General features: G+C 65.4%; 15 protein-coding genes. 11 read left to right on the top strand and 4 right to left on the bottom strand.

Translation table 11 applies throughout. From position 1 onward, the window contains the following. The first annotated feature begins 116 nt into the window (after positions 1–116). The 3 genes from RPS27_RS28520 to RPS27_RS28510 are packed head-to-tail and all read left to right on the top strand — an operon-like array spanning position 117 to position 4,148. The gene (locus tag RPS27_RS28520) at positions 117–1,523 is read left to right on the top strand and encodes a DegQ family serine endoprotease (protein ID WP_194402777.1); all 1,407 of its coding nucleotides are present in this window, start codon (positions 117–119) and stop codon (positions 1,521–1,523) included. Next, the gene (locus RPS27_RS28515; RefSeq protein WP_259212500.1) at positions 1,520–2,857 is read left to right on the top strand and encodes a replication-associated recombination protein A; all 1,338 of its coding nucleotides are present in this window, start codon (positions 1,520–1,522) and stop codon (positions 2,855–2,857) included. Before RPS27_RS28520 ends, RPS27_RS28515 begins: the two co-directional genes overlap by 4 nt. Before the next feature lie 52 nt (positions 2,858–2,909). Further along, entirely contained in the window at positions 2,910–4,148 is a 1,239-nt protein-coding gene (locus RPS27_RS28510; protein ID WP_313754736.1) for an RluA family pseudouridine synthase, read from the top strand. A 138-nt stretch (positions 4,149–4,286) separates the two neighbouring features. Here the strand turns inward: RPS27_RS28510 and RPS27_RS28505 are convergent, their stop codons facing one another. Beyond that, positions 4,287–4,733, bottom strand: a complete 447-nt coding sequence (locus RPS27_RS28505) for a hypothetical protein (RefSeq protein ID WP_211419194.1) — start codon at positions 4,731–4,733, stop codon at positions 4,287–4,289. 75 nt (positions 4,734–4,808) lie between these two features. On the opposite strand from RPS27_RS28505, the gene RPS27_RS28500 reads away from it, so the two are divergent. The 5 genes from RPS27_RS28500 to RPS27_RS28480 all read left to right on the top strand — a co-directional run bounded on the left by RPS27_RS28500 (position 4,809) and on the right by RPS27_RS28480 (position 9,168). After that, a complete protein-coding gene (locus RPS27_RS28500) occupies positions 4,809–5,630 on the top strand; it encodes an ATP12 family chaperone protein (RefSeq protein ID WP_313754735.1) in 822 nt (273 codons plus the stop codon). 44 nt (positions 5,631–5,674) lie between these two features. Beyond that, a complete protein-coding gene (locus RPS27_RS28495; protein WP_313754734.1) occupies positions 5,675–7,291 on the top strand; it encodes a flagellar hook-length control protein FliK in 1,617 nt (538 codons plus the stop codon). Further along, positions 7,288–7,551 carry an EscU/YscU/HrcU family type III secretion system export apparatus switch protein gene (locus tag RPS27_RS28490; protein ID WP_063195078.1) on the top strand — a complete coding sequence of 88 codons (264 nt, stop codon included), beginning with the start codon at positions 7,288–7,290 and terminating at the stop codon, positions 7,549–7,551. Before RPS27_RS28495 ends, RPS27_RS28490 begins: the two co-directional genes overlap by 4 nt. Before the next feature lie 36 nt (positions 7,552–7,587). Further along, positions 7,588–8,445 (top strand): class D beta-lactamase, encoded by an 858-nt coding sequence (gene blaOXA / locus RPS27_RS28485; protein ID WP_409517575.1) that lies wholly within the window; start codon positions 7,588–7,590, stop codon positions 8,443–8,445. A 66-nt stretch (positions 8,446–8,511) separates the two neighbouring features. Beyond that, positions 8,512–9,168 (top strand): carboxymuconolactone decarboxylase family protein, encoded by a 657-nt coding sequence (locus tag RPS27_RS28480; protein WP_211419197.1) that lies wholly within the window; start codon positions 8,512–8,514, stop codon positions 9,166–9,168. A gap of 187 nt (positions 9,169–9,355) precedes the next feature. On the opposite strand, the gene RPS27_RS28475 is transcribed toward RPS27_RS28480, so the two are convergent. After that, positions 9,356–10,348 (bottom strand): dienelactone hydrolase family protein, encoded by a 993-nt coding sequence (locus RPS27_RS28475; protein WP_212068473.1) that lies wholly within the window; start codon positions 10,346–10,348, stop codon positions 9,356–9,358. Between the two features lie 72 nt (positions 10,349–10,420). After that, a complete protein-coding gene (locus RPS27_RS28470; RefSeq protein WP_212068474.1) occupies positions 10,421–11,017 on the bottom strand; it encodes a hypothetical protein in 597 nt (198 codons plus the stop codon). Positions 11,018–11,396: 379 nt separating this feature from the next. Between RPS27_RS28470 and RPS27_RS28465 the strand changes: the two genes are divergently transcribed. Together RPS27_RS28465 and RPS27_RS28460 are read left to right on the top strand one after the other, a co-directional pair. Further along, positions 11,397–12,929: an acyl-CoA carboxylase subunit beta gene (locus tag RPS27_RS28465; protein ID WP_027549225.1), complete on the top strand. Its 1,533-nt coding sequence runs from the start codon at positions 11,397–11,399 to the stop codon at positions 12,927–12,929. Between the two features lie 102 nt (positions 12,930–13,031). Next, entirely contained in the window at positions 13,032–13,379 is a 348-nt protein-coding gene (locus tag RPS27_RS28460) for a hypothetical protein (RefSeq protein ID WP_211419200.1), read from the top strand. 120 nt (positions 13,380–13,499) lie between these two features. Here RPS27_RS28460 and RPS27_RS28455 read toward each other — a convergent pair whose 3' ends face one another. Beyond that, complete coding sequence (locus RPS27_RS28455; RefSeq protein ID WP_194402766.1) at positions 13,500–13,652, bottom strand: hypothetical protein; 153 nt, start codon at positions 13,650–13,652, stop codon at positions 13,500–13,502. A 184-nt stretch (positions 13,653–13,836) separates the two neighbouring features. Between RPS27_RS28455 and RPS27_RS28450 the strand changes: the two genes are divergently transcribed. Next, positions 13,837–15,714, top strand: a complete 1,878-nt coding sequence (locus RPS27_RS28450) for a phospholipase D-like domain-containing protein (protein WP_212068475.1) — start codon at positions 13,837–13,839, stop codon at positions 15,712–15,714. Positions 15,715–15,760: the final 46 nt, after the last annotated feature.

Here is a 15,760-nt window from a genome sequence, read left to right as displayed (position 1 = left end):
CGCACGCCTGGCTTGCATGCTTCCGACGTCAGGGGCGGGCCGAATATAGCCGCCCAGCGCCCTTCTATTGGGGGGCGAACGCGCCTATATTCCGGAGTCTTTTCCAAGAGGTAGGAATGTTTCGATCGATCTGGACCGCCGCCGTCACGGCCTCGTGCATAGCCTTTTCCGCCCAATTCAATCCGGCTGCGGCGCAGGACCGTCGGGTCCCGTCCTCGCCGGCCGAGCTGCGGCTGTCCTATGCGCCGATCGTGCAGCGGGTTCAGCCGGCCGTGGTGAACGTCTATGCGGCCAAGGTGGTGCAGAACCGCAACCCGCTGCTGGACGACCCGATCTTCCGCCGCTTCTTCGGTGTGCCGGGCCAGCAGCAGGAGCAGGTGCAGCGCTCGCTCGGCTCCGGTGTCATCGTCGATACGTCCGGCCTCGTCGTCACCAACGTCCATGTCATCGAAGGCGCCGACCAGGTGAAGGTGTCGCTGTCGGACAAGCGCGAGTTCGAGGCCGAGATCGTGCTGAAGGACTCCCGCAGCGATCTTGCGGTGCTGCGCCTGAAGGATTCGAAGGAGAAGTTTCCCGCGCTCGAATTCACCAATTCCGATGAGCTGCTGGTCGGTGACGTCGTGCTGGCGATCGGTAATCCCTTCGGCGTCGGCCAGACCGTGACCCACGGCATCATCTCGGCGCTGGCGCGCACGCAGGTCGGGATTACCGATTACCAGTTCTTCATCCAGACCGATGCGGCGATCAATCCCGGCAATTCCGGCGGCGCGCTGGTCGACATGAACGGCCGGCTCGCCGGCATCAACACCGCGATCTACTCGCGCTCCGGCGGCTCGCAAGGCATCGGCTTTGCGATTCCCGCCAACATGGTGCGCGTCGTCGTCGCTTCCGCCAAGAGCGGCGGCAAGGCTGTGAAGCGGCCATGGCTCGGTGCGAAACTGCAGGCGGTGACGCCGGAAATCGCCGAGAGCCTCGGCCTGCGCTCGCCGACTGGCGCGCTGGTCGCGAGCGTGGTGTCGAATGGCCCCGCGGCGAAGGCCGGCCTGAAATCCTCCGATCTCATCATCGGCATCGACGGCCAGAGCGTGGATGATCCCAACGCTTTCGATTACCGCTTCGCCACCCGTCCACTCGGCGGCACTGCGCAGATCGACGTGCAGCGCGGCGGCAAGCCGCTGAAGCTGACGGTGGCGCTGGAGACCGCGCCCGATGCGGGACGTAACGAGCTCGTCGTCACGGCGCGTTCGCCGTTCCAGGGCGCCAAGGTCTCGACCATCACGCCGGCGGTCGCCGACGAGCTGCACCTTGACGCCGACACCGAAGGCGTCGTGATCACCGATCTCGGCGGCGACAGCGCGGCTGCGAATGTCGGCTTCCAGAAAGGCGACATCATCCTGGCCGTCAACAACCAGAAGATCAGCAAGACCGGAGACCTCGAGAAAGCTGCCGCAGAACGTCCGCGGCTCTGGCGCATCACGGTGGTGCGCGGCGGCCAGCAGATCAACGTCACGCTGGGCGGATGAGTCCGAAGCGACCACAGCAGACGCCAACGCTCTTCGCGGCGGCGGGGCTCGACCAGGAAGCTCCGCATCCGCTGCCGGACCGGCTGCGCCCGCGCACGCTGTCGGAGGTCGTCGGCCAGGACCATATCCTCGGTCCCGACGGCGCTCTGACACGCATGCTGGAGACCCGCACGCTGGGATCGCTGGTGTTCTGGGGGCCGCCCGGCACCGGCAAGACCACGGTGGCGCGGCTCTTGGCGGATGCGACCGACCTGCATTTCGAGCAGATCTCCGCAGTGTTCTCCGGCGTCGCCGACCTGAAGAAGGCGTTCGACGCCGCCCGCGCCCGCCGCGAGATGGGCAAGGGCACGCTCTTGTTCGTCGACGAAGTGCACAGGTTCAACCGGGCCCAGCAGGATTCGTTTCTGCCCGTGATGGAAGACGGCACGGTGGTGATGGTCGGCGCCACCACCGAGAATCCGTCCTTCGAGCTCAACGCGGCGCTTTTGTCTCGCGCGCGCGTCTTGGTGTTTCGTTCGCTCGACGCAGCGGCGATCGAAAAGCTGTTCGCGCATGCCGAGGAGGTCGAGGGCAGGAAGCTGCCGCTCGATGACGAGGCGCGGGCGGTGCTGGTGCGCATGGCCGACGGCGACGGTAGGGCATCGCTGACGCTCGCCGAAGAGGTCTGGCGCTCGGCACGGGCGGACGAGATCTTCAACGCCGCGCAGTTGCAGGACATCCTGCAGCGCCGCGCGCCGATCTACGACAAATCGGCCGACGGTCATTACAACCTGATCTCCGCGCTGCATAAGTCGGTGCGCGGCTCCGATCCCGATGCGGCGCTGTATTACCTTGCGCGGATGCTGGACGCCGGCGAGGACCCGCTGTTCCTGGCCCGCCGCGTCGTGCGCATGGCGGTCGAGGACATCGGCCTGGCCGACCCGCAGGCGCTCGTCATCGCCAATGCCGCCAAGGACGCCTTCGACTTCCTCGGCCATCCCGAGGGCGAGCTCGCCATCGCGCAGGCCGTGGTCTATCTCGCCACCGCGCCGAAATCGAACGCCGTCTACACCGCCTTCGGCACGGCGATGCAGGTCGCCAAGCAAGCCGGCTCGCTGCTGCCGCCCAAGCACATTCTCAATTCCCCGACCAAGCTGATGAAGTCGGAAGGCTACGGCGCGGCCTACGAATACGACCACGACGCCCCCGACGCCTTTTCCGGCCAGGACTACTTCCCCGAAGCCCTGGGCCGCCAGACCTTCTACGACCCGCCCGAGCGCGGCTTCGAGCGCGAGATCAGGAAGCGGCTGGATTACTGGGCCAAGCTGCGCAAGGAGCGGGGCGGCTCGGGCTAGAAACGGCCATTTCGCCGTGACGGCAGCCGCCTTTTAGGGTAGGCAGGCAACCATGAGCCGCCGCATCAAGAGAATGAACCCGAAGCCGCGCTCGCGTGACGAGCGCGACGATTCCCGTCCGCATCAGGCACGCGGCGCAAAGAAAGCTGGCCCGCGTCCGAGCAGCAAGCCCGGCGGCAAGCCGCCGCGCTTTGCCGGTGAGCGTGCCGAGCGACGTGCCCCCGAGCGTGCCGAGCGGCGAGCGCTCAAGGCTGAGCCGGAGAGGGCTGTGCCGGCAAAATCCGTCGAGCCGCTGCTGCCGACCAAGGTGCAGACCGTCAAGGTGACGGCCGACGAGAACAACATGCGCGTCGACCGTTTCCTCGAAGCGCGCTTTCCCGGCCTGTCGTTCTCCCACATCCAGCGCGTCGTCCGCAAAGGCGAGCTGCGCGTCGACGGCAAGCGCGTCGACAGCAAGGATCGCCTGGAGGAGGGCCAGAGCGTCCGCATCCCGCCGCTGAAGCTCGATGCGCCGAAGGTCGTCGGCGAGCTCTCGGAAGCTGCGCAGAAGACGCTCAAGGCGCTGAAGGAGATGACGATCTTCGAGGATGACGACGTCCTCGTCCTCAACAAGCCGGCCGGCCTTGCCGTGCAGGGCGGCTCGGGCATGACGCGGCACATCGACCAGATGCTTGAGGTGATGCGCGATGCCAAGGGCCAGAAGCCGCGCCTCGTGCACCGCATCGATCGCGAGACGTCGGGCTGTCTGTTGATCGCCAAGACGCGCTTTGCCGCCTCGCATCTGACCGGCGCGTTCCGTTCGCGGTCGGCGCGAAAAACCTATTGGGCGCTGGTGCCGGGCCTGCCGAAACCGAAGCAGGGTCGCATCTCGACTTTCCTCGCCAAGGAGGAGAGCGAGGACGACACCATCATGCGCGTTGCCCAGCACGGTGACGAGGGCGCGAGCCACGCGGTGACCTATTACGCGATGGTCGAGACCGCCGGCAACAAGCTCACCTGGGTGTCGCTGAAGCCGGTGACGGGCCGCACCCACCAGCTGCGCGCCCACATGGCCCATATCGGCCATCCCATCGTCGGCGATCCCAAATATTTCAACATCGAGAACTGGCAATTGCCGGGAGGCCTGCAGAACCGGCTGCATCTGCTCGCGCGCCGCATCGTCATTCCGCATCCGCGCGGCGGCGTGATCGACGCCACGGCGCCGCTGCCGCCGCACATGCAGCAGTCGTGGAATCTGCTCGGACTCGATGCCAGCCGGTTCGACCCGATCGAGAACGCGCCGGAGGAGTAGGGGGCGCACGGCTCGCCACCACCCCGTCATTGCGAGGAGCCCTGGCGACGAAGCAATCCAGACTGCCGCCGCGGCAGCAGTCTGGATTGCTTCGCGGCGCTGGCAATGACGTTGGGGAAGCAGCGATCGGTTCACCCCTCACTTCCGAAACTGCTCCAGAAACATCCGCAAACTGTCATGCGGGCTCTCGACATCCGTGATCAACCAGCCCTCCGGCCCGTTGACGACGATGAAGTTCAGCGTCACGGGCTTGCCACGATTGTCGAAATTTGCCGCGACATAGGTCTTGTCATATTGCCTGCGAACGACCGCGATGGCGACCGGGCCGAGCTTCCAGCTCTGGCTCTGCACCAGGAAGTCGTACGGCTCGGCCCGCGGCGCGGACCAGGCCTTGCGCATGGCCGGATCGAAGAATTGCCGGGCGGTGGCCGTATCCCTTGGCAGTCCTTTGGACAGCTCCGGCGCGCCATCGCCGTAATGGGCATAGATGTTACGGACCAGCGATTCCGGGGTGAGGAAGCCGGCCTCCGCCGCGGCCAGCGAAAGCCCGGTGAACAGGGCCGCAATGCCCGCAAGTTCCCTCATGCCCTCCGCTCGCTTTATCGGCCCCCGATCTTATCTTAAAAGCCTAGCATCCAGGGACCGGGACCGAAAACTCACATGCGCGAATTGTTCGAAGAAGCCGCAGGCCAGCCTCCGCCCGATCCGCGGGAATCGGCGCGCGCGTCTGCGCGCACGCCGCTGCGCAAGCGCTTCTACAAGGAGGCCGGCGTCACCGAGGCCGAGGGCGGTTTTGCCATCACGCTCGATGGCAAGCCGATCCGCACGCCGTCTGGCCGCCAGGTCGTGATCCCTGCGCGGTCGCTCGCAGATCGCGTCGCCGCGGAATGGGCGGCCCAGGGTGCGAGCATCGATCCCGTGACCATGCCGCTGACGCGGATCGCCAACAGCGTGGTCGAAGGCGTCGTCGACCGCGTCGGGGTCGTCAGCGACGACCTTGCAAAATACTTCGAGTCCGACCTGGTGTTCTATCGCGCCGGCCACCCGGAAGGGCTCGTGGCCCGCGAGGCCGCGCATTGGGATCCCGTGCTGTTCTGGGCCGCGGAGACGCTGGGGGCGCATTTCATTCTGTCCGAGGGCGTCATGCATGTGAGGCAGCCGGACGAAGCGCTGAAGGCGGCACGCACCGCGCTGCCCGAGGATGCCTGGTCGGTCGCCGCGCTCCACGTGGTGACCACCTTGACCGGTTCGGCGCTGCTGGCCTTGGCGCTGGCCCATGACGTGCACGATGCCGACCAGGTCTGGGCCGCCGCCCATGTCGACGAGGACTGGAACGCCGAGCAATGGGGCGTGGACGAGGAGGCAGCTAGCCGCCGGGCCACGCGCTTCCGGGATTTCGAGGCCGCCGTGACGGTCTTGGCGGCGGTCAGGGGCGGCCGTGGCCAAAGGTCCTTAACGAGAGGTTTACGACGTAGACGCTAGGGTGGGGGGAGTGCTCGCTCCAGTGCTTCCTTGGGCCCCCTGAGATGCCGACGCCCGTCACGTCCATCCTTCCCGTCAGTGCGCCCAGCCCCGCGGCTGATGCGACGACGCCGGACCTCGTGCTTCAGGCCGGCAGCGTCGTCTATGCCAGGGTCGTCAGCGTGATGGCCGACAATCTGGTGCGGATCGCGATCGCCAACCTCTCGATGGACGTGATGTCGGAGGTGGCGCTGACGCCGGGGCAGAATCTGCAGCTCGCGGTGTCGCAGAACGACGGCACCATCCGCCTTGCGGTCATGAGCGGGGCAGGCGAGGCCGCCACTGATCAGATCACGCTGACGCCCCGCGCCGCCTCGCTGGTGGAAAGCCCGCCGCTGGCGCCGTCGGCGAGCGTGCCGCGAAATACGCTCACGCCGTTGGAGCAGGTCGCCGTCACCGCGGCATCGGCCGAGGCCGTGACGAAGCAGGGCAGCCAGGCGCCGCTGTTCGCTGATCTGGCGGCCGTCGTCACCGGCAGCGATTTACCGGCGGGGTTGAAGCAGGCGGTGCTGGACGTGCTGGCACAGCAAACACAGCTCAACGGCGCCCTCGATGGCAGCGACGTCGAGTCCGCCTTCCAGAAGTCAGGACTATTCCTCGAGGCATCACTGGCTGCAGGCACGACCCCGTCCTCGGGTAGCGTTCCGGATTTGAAGGCAGCGCTGCTGGTGCTGCGCCAGACCTTGGCGACGATCCAGACGGCCGCACCGCAAAGCCAGGGCGCCACGATTCCGGCCGGCACCGCGGCGACACCGCAGGTCGCCGCCGCGCCGGCGCAGCCAGCGGGTGAGGTCGCGCAGACCGTCTCGCCGTCGATCGCCCCCGACATTGCCCAGCAGCCGCAAACGCCGCGCAACGCCAATCCCGCGGCCGCGGTGCTGGCCGATATGGCGGCCGACGCGCCGCAGATGGCGATGCCGCGCATGTCCGCCGGCCTTGCCGCAAGCCTGCTGCAGGAGGTCACGCAAAACCTGCCGCGCCTTACCGGTAACGTGCCCGGCTCCAACAAGGCCGTGCCCGACGGCCACCTCTTTGAAGCCGCGGCCCGCGCGATACCGCCCCCGTTCCGTGGCGCGCTGCCATCTGCGCAATCGATCGCCTCGCCATCGCTCGCGCCGGATGCGCCGCTCTCCGCGACCGTGCATCGCCTGCTCGACGAGACCGATGCCGCGATCGCGCGGCAGACCCTGCTCCAGGTCGCTTCGCTCCCCGATCGCACCGACGCCAGCGGTCACCGCGTTGATCCCAGCGTGCCGCAGTGGAATTTCGAGATCCCCTTTGCGACGCCGCAAGGCACCGCGATGGCGCAGTTCGAGATCTCGCGCGATGGTGCTGGCGAATCCGCCGATCCCGCCAAGCAGGCCTGGCGCGCGCGCTTCACGCTCAATGTCGAGCCCGCCGGCCCGGTGCACGCTCTGATCACGTTGAACGGCGACAAGACTTTCGTGCGGATGTGGGCGGAGCGGACGGCGACCGCGCAGCAGCTTCGCGCCGGCATCGGTGAGCTCAACCAGGCCCTGGTAAGGGCCGAGCTCAACCCCGGCGACATCCTGGTCCGCGACGGCACGCCGCCGCAGCCGGCACCGGCCCGCGCCGGCCACTTCCTGGATCGCGCCACATGAGTGATCCATCCAAGCTCGCGATCGCGCTGCATTACGAGAAGGGCTCTGGCGCGCCCGTCGTCGTCGCCAAGGGCAAAGGCACGATCGGCGAGAAGATCGTCGAGATCGCCAAGGCGCACGACATCCCGATCGAGGAAAACGAGGTCTTGGCCGGCGCACTCTCCAAGGTCGAGCTCGGCGAGGAGATCCCGCCGGACCTCTATAAGGCCGTCGCCGAGGTCCTGGTGTTCGTGCTGCGGCTGTCGGGCCGGGGGCGGTAGGTCCTACCTGTCATCGTTTTACCATGGAGCGTCTGCATGGTCGCGGCCGCTTTCATCAGTCAATGGACATCGCTCTTGCTCACCCGCCGCTCCACTCTCAGCCTTCTTGCCGCATCTGCCATCCTGCCGCAGTGCGCGCTCGCCCACGTCGCGCCGCCGCGCAACGAGATCCGTGACAGTCTCGCAAAGCGCTTCACCGACCTCGGCACATCGGGCACCTTCGTCGGCTACAAGGTCGAGGATTATCTGATCGTCGCCAGCGACAAGGAGCGCTCGGGCGAGGGCAAGCTGCCGGCCTCGACCTTCAAGATCCCGAACTCGCTGATCGCGCTCGAGACCGGCGTCGTCACCGATCCCGACAAGGACGTCTTCCCGTGGGATGGTGTGAAGCGGCCGATCGAAGCCTGGAACAAGGATCACACGCTGCGCAGCGCGATCGCGGTCAGCGCGGTGCCGGTCTATCAGGAGATCGCGCGCCGCATCGGCCAGGAGCGCATGCAGAAATATGTCGATGAGTTCGACTACGGCAATCGCGACATCGGCGGCGGCATCGACCAGTTCTGGCTCACCGGAGCCTTGCGCGTCGATCCGGTCGAGCAGATCGATTTCGTTGACCGGCTGCGCCGCCGCGCGCTGCCGATCTCGAAGCGCAGTCAGGATCTGGTCGCCGACATCCTGCCGGTGACCAAGGTGGGCGAGGCCGTCATCCGCGCCAAGTCCGGCCTGCTCGGAGCCGAGCGCGGCGAGCCGTCGCTCGGCTGGATGGTTGGCTGGGCCGAGAAGGGCGAGGCGCACACGGTGTTCGCGCTCAACATGGATTGCAAGGAGCCGCGCCTCGTCGGCGAGCGCATGAGCCTGACGCAGGCCTGCCTTGCCGAGATCGGCGCGATCTAGCGCTGTCGCGCCAGCGCCGCTCGACTAGCATCCTTCCGGCCAAGAAAGAAAACCGGGAGGACAACAATGAACTCAACACCGCTCTGGCTGTCGTCGCTTACGCTCGCTGCAGCCGGCGGCTGGCTCGCCGCCACCATGTTTGCCGGCCCCGCCACCAGCAAGGAGCCTCGCTTTCCGCAGCTCACCATGGACCAGCTCGACGCCAAGCAGAAGCCGCTTGGCGAGCAAATCATGAAGGTGTCGAGCGTCGGCATCGGCGGTCCCTACAATCCTATGATCCGCAGCCCCGTGCTGGGCCAGCGCCTGTTCGACCTGTTCCATTATCTGCGCTGGGAGACCTCGGTCCCGCTGAAGCTCAACGAGTTCGCGATCCTGATCATCGGGCGGCAATGGCGTTCGCAGGTGGAATGGTTCGCGCATGCGCCGCTGGCAGCCAAGGCGGGCCTCTCCTCCGATATCATCGCGGAGCTGAAGGCCAACAAGCGCCCGTCGAAGATGGCCGAGGACGAGACCGTGGTCTACGATTTCGTCACTGAGCTTACCACGACCAAGAAGGTCACTGACGAGACTTACGCGCGGGCGAAGAAGGTGTTCAATGATCAGCAAATCGTCGACCTCACCGCACTCGCCGGCAATTACGTGATGGTCGCAATGCTGCTGGCCATGGCGGAGGAAACCGTGCCGCCGGGCAAGGAGGAGCCGTTCAAGCCGGGCGAGCCGTAGGTCTCACTCTCTCGGCCCATCATTGCGAGGAACTCGCTGATGCGACGAAGAAGTTCGGTTTTTACGTTGAGGAAGTCTGGATTGCTTCGCTGCGCTCGCAATGACGGAGTATGTGGCGCACCATGCGCAGCTGCCGCAGGGTGGGCAATGGCGCGTAGCGCCGTGCCCACGATTTTTCTCTGCGCATTCACCCCAGCTTGAACAAAACCTGCAAGAACTCCTCCACCGCCTTGCGCGCCTCGGCGGCCGTCTTTGGATTGCCGCCGACATGCGGGTTCAGCTCGACACAGGAATCCTTGTAGGTGAAGGGCGCGTTGGTCTCGCCGTTCATCAGCACGCCGCCGTCGCCTTCCTTGATCCGGCAGTTGCGCACGGTTTGCGCATTGGCTGACACCGCAACGGTGCTGACGCCGAGCAGGCCGCTGTCAAATCCGTGCGCGCTGTCGGGATATTCGGTCAGCACGACATCACGGCCCGCTGCCTTGAGCCGTTCGACGAACGCCTTGCAGCTCTTCACGGGATTGTAGTCGTCGGGCGTGCCGTGAAAGATGCGGATCGGGCGCGCGGCGACCTCGCTGTCGCCAACATACGTCGTCGAGCAGTCCGGATAGAACGGGACGTACGCCGCAAACTGGATGCCCGACTTGTTCCAGAGCTTGTTGAAGCGGTCGAGGCTTGCATAGAGCGTTGCCTGTCCGCCGCGGGAAAAGCCCATCAGCACGATGCGGTCAGGATCGACGCGGGGGTGTTTCGCCAGGATCTCCAGCGAACGGTAGATGTCGATGATCAGGTTGAGCCGGCCGAGCAGGGCCTGGTTCGGCCCGACCACCGTCAGCCCGCGGCCGGTGAAACCGTCGATCACGAAGGTCGAGATGCCCATGGCGTTGAAGGCGTGCACCCAGGCTTCCGTGGTGGCGCCGACGCCGCTCGAGCCGTGCATCAGCACCACGACGGGGAGCTTGCCGGTACCCTGCGCCACGCGGAATTCGCCGGCCACCGTCACCGGCTTGCCGGCCGCCGCATCGCCGCTGAGGAATTGCTGGTCGGAGAGAGTCAGAGAGGGGATCGGGTAGATCTCGGCGCGGGTGGCGACTTCCTTGGGCAGCGACTGCGCATAAGCGAGCCCGGCGGCAGCGCAGAGCGCAATGAGCGCCATGGCGGCGCGGAATGCCGTCGGCATCGGATCCTCCCGTGTGATTTTCAGGGAGTAGACCAACGGACTTGCACGCTGTCAATTTGCCGCGGGTCGACCTCAGCCCTCGTCGGCCGTCTTCTTCGCCGTCAGCGCCTGGTCGATCGCAAAGCCGCCGATCTCGCTCATCGCTTGCGAGATCACGTCGCCCTTGCGGGCAAAGCCGGCGGAGAGGAAATCGAACTGCGTCCGCGCCAACCGCAGCACCTCGACCGGCACCGAGACCGCGGTCTCGTTGAGGCTGTCGACGGAGGCGCGCAAGGCATCCAGCTCGGTCGTGAGCTTGACGATATGGCTCTCGGCATTTTGCATCAGGCCGATCAGCTTGCCGCGCTCGGCATCGAAGGCGGCTCGTTCGGCGGCGGCTGCCGCGGTGACCTCGGCAAGCTGCGCCCGCAGCACGTCGATCTGCCCGACCATGGCGTCGGAGGCGAGCTCGGCCGCCTCGCGCAGCTCGGCGTTGCGCGTGCTCTCGTTCTGCTGCTCGTGATACAGCCGCTCGGCCGACATCGCCCGCTGGCCGAGCTGCTCGATCAGGCTCGCGGCGCGCAGCAGCATCTCGCCATTCCGCCCCGACACCATGCTGGCCATGCGCCGCAGGAAGTCGACGGTATCTGACGATGAGTTCGGCGGCAGGGGGACGACCGTCGCGGACATGTGTGACGCTTGAGCCAGGCTGTGGTGACCGCCGCCGTACCGACTGGGCTCACGCAACATTCGGCGCCTGATCGCGAATGCGGAGCAAGCCTGAATCGGCAGGCCCGGTCAACCGGGCGGGGACACCAATTTGCGAGGCCCCGGCCGGGATCAGGCGCGCCTCTGCGAGCCGCCCCGGCCGGGCCGGGTGAATGGGAAAGCCGGGCCGTCCGGCCATTCCCGCGCCCGCTATCGCCTAGCCGGCAAAACTCTGGAATTCCTTGCGCTTTCCCGCTGCTTCAAGGCAGCCCTGCGGCGCCGAAAGGCGCTTTCCGGCTTGCAAAATGCCGTGTTAGAACCCCCGGCAATCGCATTTAGGCTTAAGAACTGGCGGGAGCAAATGAAGCACATCCTGGACGCCCTTGAAGATCGTCGCGCCGGCGCCAAGCTCGGCGGCGGGGAGAAGCGCATCGAGGCGCAGCACGCCCGCGGCAAGCTGACCGCGCGCGAGCGGATCGAGCTGCTCCTCGACAAGGGATCGTTCGAGGAGTTCGACATGTTCGTCGAGCACCGCTCCACCGAGTTCGGCATGGAGAAGAACAAGATCCCCGGCGACGGCGTCGTCACGGGGTGGGGCACGGTCAACGGCCGCAAGACGTTTGTCTTCGCCAAAGACTTCACGGTGTTCGGCGGCTCGCTGTCGGAAACGCACGCGCTGAAGATCACGAAACTCCAGGACATGGCGATGAAGGCGAGGGCGCCCATCATCGGCCTCTATGATGCCGGCGGCGCCCGCATCCAGGAAGGCGTCGCCGCGCTCGCCGGTTATTCCTACGTGTTCCGCCGCAACGTGCTGGCCTCGGGCGTAATCCCCCAGATCTCCGTCATCATGGGCCCCTGCGCCGGCGGCGACGTCTATTCGCCCGCGATGACCGACTTCATCTTCATGGTGAAGAACACCAGCTACATGTTCGTCACCGGCCCCGACGTCGTGAAGACCGTGACCAACGAGGTCGTCACCGCCGAAGAGCTCGGCGGCGCCTCGGTGCACGCCACGCGCTCCTCGATCGCCGATGGCGCCTTCGAGAACGACGTCGAGACGCTGCTGCAGATGCGCCGCCTGATCGACTTCCTGCCGTCCAACAACACCGACGGCGTGCCGGAATGGCCGAGCTTCGACGACATCGGCCGGGTCGACATGTCCTTGGACACGCTGATCCCCGACAATCCGAACAAGCCTTACGACATGAAGGAGCTGATCCTGAAAGTCGTGGACGAGGGCGACTTCTTCGAGATCGCGGAGAGCTTTGCCAAGAACATCGTCACCGGCTTCGGCCGCATTGCGGGCCGCACCGTCGGCTTCGTCGCCAACCAGCCGATGGTGTTGGCCGGCGTGCTCGACTCGGACGCCTCGCGCAAGGCCGCGCGTTTCGTGCGCTTCTGCGATGCCTTCAACATCCCGATCGTCACCTTCGTCGACGTGCCGGGCTTCCTGCCGGGCACCGCGCAGGAATATGGCGGCCTCATCAAGCACGGCGCCAAGCTGCTGTTCGCCTATTCGCAGTGCACCGTGCCGCTGGTCACCATCATCACCCGCAAGGCCTATGGCGGCGCGTTCGACGTCATGGCCTCCAAGGAGATCGGCGCCGACATGAACTACGCCTGGCCGACGGCCCAGATCGCCGTGATGGGCGCCAAGGGCGCGGTCGAGATCATCTTCCGCAGTGACATCGGCGATCCCGACAAGATCGCCGCCCGCACCAAGGAATACGAAGACCGCTTCCTGTCCCCCTTCATCGCCGCCGAGCGCGGCTACATCGACGACGTCATCATGCCGCATTCGACGAGGAAGCGGATCGCACGGGCGCTGGCGATGCTGAAGGACAAGAAGGTCGAAGCGCCGGCGAAGAAGCACGACAATCTGCCATTGTGAGGACCGCGTAGGGCGGGTTAGCGAAGCGTAACCTGCCACTCATCCGAACGCGGCGGATTACGGCTACGCCTAATCCGCCCTACAATCGGCATCCTCGATCCAATGACCGAAGACGATCCGACCGACGAAATCTCCGACATTGAAGATCGCATCGAGGCTCTCGCCGAGATCGCCGAGCGTTGCCGCAAGTACATCCTCGCGTCGAAGATCGCGATCGGGGGCGGGGCGGCGCTGCTGGTGGTGACGATCCTCGGCGTGTTCGGGTTCGGTCAGACCGCCGCACTCGGATCGATCGCGCTGGTGCTCGGCGGGATCGTCTCGCTCGGCTCGAACGTCTCGACGCTGCGGCAGACGGACGAGGCCATCAGCGCGGCGGAGGCGCGTCGTGCGGCCCTGATCGGCAGTATTGACCTGCGCGTCGTTGCCGATGCGCCGTTGAAGCTGGTGTGAGGTGTAGGACGGATTAGCGCCAGCGTAATCCGCCAAGGTTTGCGTTATTGGATGGGGAAGTGGCGGATTACGCTTCGCTAATCCGCCCTACATATCTCGCGCAGCCGGCCCCACCACGCCTTACGCGGCGGTCTTGAGCGTCAGCTCCGACAATTCCGTGCGGCATTCGGCGGCGAAGGCTTGCAGCCGGTCGGCGGTCTGGCGGTCGAGGATGGCTTTGGCTAGCCGCTCGGCGCGGGCGATCTGTCGCTTGAGATATTCGATGCGGACCATGGGTCACCTTTCAATTGCTTCCGTCCGGTGCTGGCGACTGTAGGCCGGGTGCTGGATTGATTCTGTGAGGCGGATCACGCTCCGCGGGCCTTGTCCGCCGCGGCGGAAGAATGCACGTATTGCGACACATGATAAATCGTATAACCTAGGGGTAGATTTTGAGTTTTTCATAAGGAATTTTCCCATGCGAGCGCGGGCATCGAAGGATGGACTGACACTGCGTGTCATTGCTGGCTCAAACAACGTGTTGCTGGCGATGGATCTGGAGGAGTCGAAGCGAAAGGGCTGCCTCGGCTTCACCATTGAGCGGACGGATGTCGACACCGGCGCGCGGCGCTGGCTGCCTAACATGCTTCGGTTCGACGTCGATCCGCTCGACGCAGCCGACATCGCGCAGGCCGCCATTCCAGCGGTCGAGGCGGACCCGAAGCCGGTGCCGGCCGCCAAGAAGGCCGCCAAGAAAAGGGGAGCGGCCAAGAACGCTCCGCCGCGGGCGCCGGATCAGGACGCTCCGATGGTGTCGACCGCTCGCGCTCCGTTGCAGAAATTCCGCTGGGGCGACTACACGGTCGATCCCGGAAAGTCTTATCGCTACCGCGTCGTTCCGCGCTACGATCCGGCGGCGAAGATCGTCCAGGATGGCAAGGAAGCCGAGCGGCGCCGCGAATTCGACACCATTCAGGGCGGCGTGACGGTCGAGGTCAAAACGGAAAACAACCACGGCCATGATGCTTCGGTGTTCTTCAATCGTGGAGCTGCCGCGAGCCGCGCCTATAATAGCCGCTATGGCGACAACGACCCCGCCAGGATTCCCGACGCTCTATGGTGGCTCTCGCGCGGACTCGAGGAAGCGCTGATCGGGTTTATTGGCCAGGCGGTCGATTCCAGCTATGCCGTTCATGCCGCGATCTACGAATTTCAGAAGCCCAAGCTGCTCGAAGCGTTGACGCGTGCGGCGGGCCGTGGCGTGGACGTCAAGGTCGCCTACCACGCGCGACAGAAGAGCAAGCAGGGCAAGCCTGATCCAGCGGACAAGACGGCGGCCAGGAATCGCGCGGCCATCGCGGCGGCAGGGATCACCTTCGCCAAACCTCGCGATGCGGATCCACAAGGCGCGATCATGCACAACAAATTCGTCGTTCTGCTGAAGAAGGGGGCAAATGGATCGATGCAGCCGATCGCGGTGTGGACCGGATCGACAAACTGGACCGACGGTGCGATCTACGGCCAGCTCAACCTGGGACACGCCAGCTACAATGTGAAGATCGCCACGGCGTACAACGACTATTTCCAGTCGCTGTACAACAACGATTCAGCCAGGGACATCAAGAAGCACACCCAGTTCTTGACGCCGGTGCCGAAGGATCGCGACAGCATTCCACACGGGGTCACGCCGATCTTCTCTCCCCAGTCGAAGCTGGAGATGATCGATCTCTACGCGGAGCTTTGCCGGACCGGGAAGATCGTGATGGTCAGTGCGCCCTTCGTCCTGCATCCGAAGATTCTCGCAACCTTCAAGAAGACGCCGAAGGGCACGCTGCGCTTTCTGATGGCGGACAAGGGCAGTTCGTTCGGCAAGGCGGGAGCCGTGAAGCTGCTCGAGCACGACGCTGCCAACCAGGTCTCGGTTGCAACCACGCTGAGCTCGGCGCTGCACGATTTCCAGGGGCGGCTGCTCGAGCATGAGGAGAGCTTCCACCATTCCGGAGTTCACATCCACTCCAAGATCATCGCGATCGATCCGTTTGGGCAGGACCCGATCCTGGTCACGGGGTCAGCCAATTTCTCCAACAACTCGACGAAAACCAACGACGAGAACAGCCTGATCATTCGTGGCGATACCGCCGTGATGGACATCTACATCACGGAATTCATGCGCATGTTCGAGCACTATTGGTTTCGCGCGCATGTGGAGGGAAAGACCAAAGGCGGCAAGAAGAAAAAGAGCGTCGAGGCGCGCATCGCGGGATTGAAGAAGGATGATAGCTGGACGGACCCGTACTACACGTCCGGAAGTCGCGAGGAGACCGATCGCCTGGCGTTCGCCGGCCTGGCGACCTAGAGCAGTCATCCCTGGAGCGCGGGCATCTGCCGACGCGACCCGCGCT

It is taken from the genome of Bradyrhizobium sp. WYCCWR 12699 (assembly GCF_032144035.1).
Lineage (GTDB): Bacteria > Pseudomonadota > Alphaproteobacteria > Rhizobiales > Xanthobacteraceae > Bradyrhizobium.
Note: the sequence above shows the minus strand (reverse complement) of the source record. Positions and strands in the feature narration are given on the sequence as shown.

Coding starts and splice junctions, on each gene's coding strand:
- RPS27_RS28520 (WP_194402777.1), top strand. CDS start 117: ATGTTTCGATCGATCTGGACCGCCGCCGTCACGGCCTCGTGCATAGCC.
- RPS27_RS28515 (WP_259212500.1), top strand. CDS start 1,520: ATGAGTCCGAAGCGACCACAGCAGACGCCAACGCTCTTCGCGGCGGCG.
- RPS27_RS28510 (WP_313754736.1), top strand. CDS start 2,910: ATGAGCCGCCGCATCAAGAGAATGAACCCGAAGCCGCGCTCGCGTGAC.
- RPS27_RS28505 (WP_211419194.1), bottom strand. CDS start 4,733: ATGAGGGAACTTGCGGGCATTGCGGCCCTGTTCACCGGGCTTTCGCTG.
- RPS27_RS28500 (WP_313754735.1), top strand. CDS start 4,809: ATGCGCGAATTGTTCGAAGAAGCCGCAGGCCAGCCTCCGCCCGATCCG.
- RPS27_RS28495 (WP_313754734.1), top strand. CDS start 5,675: ATGCCGACGCCCGTCACGTCCATCCTTCCCGTCAGTGCGCCCAGCCCC.
- RPS27_RS28490 (WP_063195078.1), top strand. CDS start 7,288: ATGAGTGATCCATCCAAGCTCGCGATCGCGCTGCATTACGAGAAGGGC.
- blaOXA (WP_409517575.1), top strand. CDS start 7,588: ATGGTCGCGGCCGCTTTCATCAGTCAATGGACATCGCTCTTGCTCACC.
- RPS27_RS28480 (WP_211419197.1), top strand. CDS start 8,512: ATGAACTCAACACCGCTCTGGCTGTCGTCGCTTACGCTCGCTGCAGCC.
- RPS27_RS28475 (WP_212068473.1), bottom strand. CDS start 10,348: ATGCCGACGGCATTCCGCGCCGCCATGGCGCTCATTGCGCTCTGCGCT.
- RPS27_RS28470 (WP_212068474.1), bottom strand. CDS start 11,017: ATGTCCGCGACGGTCGTCCCCCTGCCGCCGAACTCATCGTCAGATACC.
- RPS27_RS28465 (WP_027549225.1), top strand. CDS start 11,397: ATGAAGCACATCCTGGACGCCCTTGAAGATCGTCGCGCCGGCGCCAAG.
- RPS27_RS28460 (WP_211419200.1), top strand. CDS start 13,032: ATGACCGAAGACGATCCGACCGACGAAATCTCCGACATTGAAGATCGC.
- RPS27_RS28455 (WP_194402766.1), bottom strand. CDS start 13,652: ATGGTCCGCATCGAATATCTCAAGCGACAGATCGCCCGCGCCGAGCGG.
- RPS27_RS28450 (WP_212068475.1), top strand. CDS start 13,837: ATGCGAGCGCGGGCATCGAAGGATGGACTGACACTGCGTGTCATTGCT.